Origin of the sequence: Pseudomonas sp. NPDC087639 (assembly GCF_044743385.1) — a bacterium.
GTDB lineage: Bacteria > Pseudomonadota > Gammaproteobacteria > Pseudomonadales > Pseudomonadaceae > Aquipseudomonas.
Map to the genome: position 1 here is coordinate 1 of NZ_JBIUWI010000198.1, position 1,116 is coordinate 1,116.

Annotated in this window: 2 protein-coding genes; both read left to right on the forward strand. The window is 56.9% G+C overall.

Features of this window, described 5'->3' with window-relative positions:
- Window positions 1-632, forward strand: a 632-nt coding sequence (locus ACIOVB_RS27865) for a NuoB/complex I 20 kDa subunit family protein (protein WP_401272320.1), incomplete at its 5' end; no start/stop codon positions are given.
- A gap of 73 nt (window positions 633-705) precedes the next feature.
- Window positions 706-1,116: NADH-quinone oxidoreductase subunit C (locus ACIOVB_RS27870; RefSeq protein ID WP_401272321.1), on the forward strand; the 411-nt coding region annotated here is incomplete at its 3' end.

Here is a 1,116-nt window from a genome sequence, read left to right on the forward strand (position 1 = left end):
AGCAGTATCCGATTGGCGAACGGGAAACCGTTTCCGATCCGTTAGAAGATCAAGTTCACAAAAACATTTTCATGGGCAAGCTGGAAGACGTGCTGAGTGGCGCGGTCAACTGGGGACGTAAGAACTCCCTGTGGCCGTACAACTTCGGCTTGTCGTGCTGCTACGTGGAAATGACCACTGCCTTCACGGCGCCCCACGACATCGCGCGCTTTGGCGCCGAAGTTATCCGGGCATCACCGCGTCAGGCCGACTTCATGGTTATCGCCGGTACCTGCTTCATCAAGATGGCGCCGATCATTCAGCGTCTCTACGAGCAAATGCTCGAACCGAAGTGGGTTATCTCCATGGGTTCGTGCGCCAACTCCGGTGGCATGTACGACATCTACTCCGTGGTTCAAGGGGTGGACAAGTTCCTGCCGGTGGACGTCTACGTACCTGGCTGCCCGCCCCGTCCGGAAGCATTTCTGCAAGGCTTGATGCTGTTGCAGGAATCGATTGGACAGGAGCGTCGTCCGCTTTCCTGGGTCGTTGGTGATCAAGGCGTTTATCGCGCCGACATGCCTTCGCAAAAGGAACAGCGCCGCGAACAGCGAATCGCAGTCACCAACCTGCGCAGCCCTGACGAAGTCTGATCCAGATCTGTTCTTACAAAGAAACGAGAAGCTGGCTTCATTCTTTACGTTGACCGAAAGCGAAAAAATAACCATGACTACAGGCAGTGCTCTGTACATCCCGCCTTATAAGGCCGACGACCAGGATGTGGTCGTCGAACTCAACAACCGTTTTGGCGCCGAAGCGTTCACCGCTCAGTCGACCCGCACCGGCATGCCGGTGCTGTGGGTGGCTCGCGCCAGACTCGTCGAAGTCCTGACTTTCCTGCGCAACCTGCCCAAGCCGTACGTCATGCTCTATGACCTGCACGGCGTGGACGAGCGCCTGCGCACCAAGCGTCAAGGGCTGCCGTCGGACGCCGAATTCACCGTGTTCTATCACCTCATGTCGCTTGAGCGTAATAGTGACGTGATGATCAAAGTCGCCTTGTCCGAAAGCGACCTGAGCTTGCCGACCGTTACCAGCATCTGGCCGAACGCCAACTGGTACGAGCGTGAAGTCTGG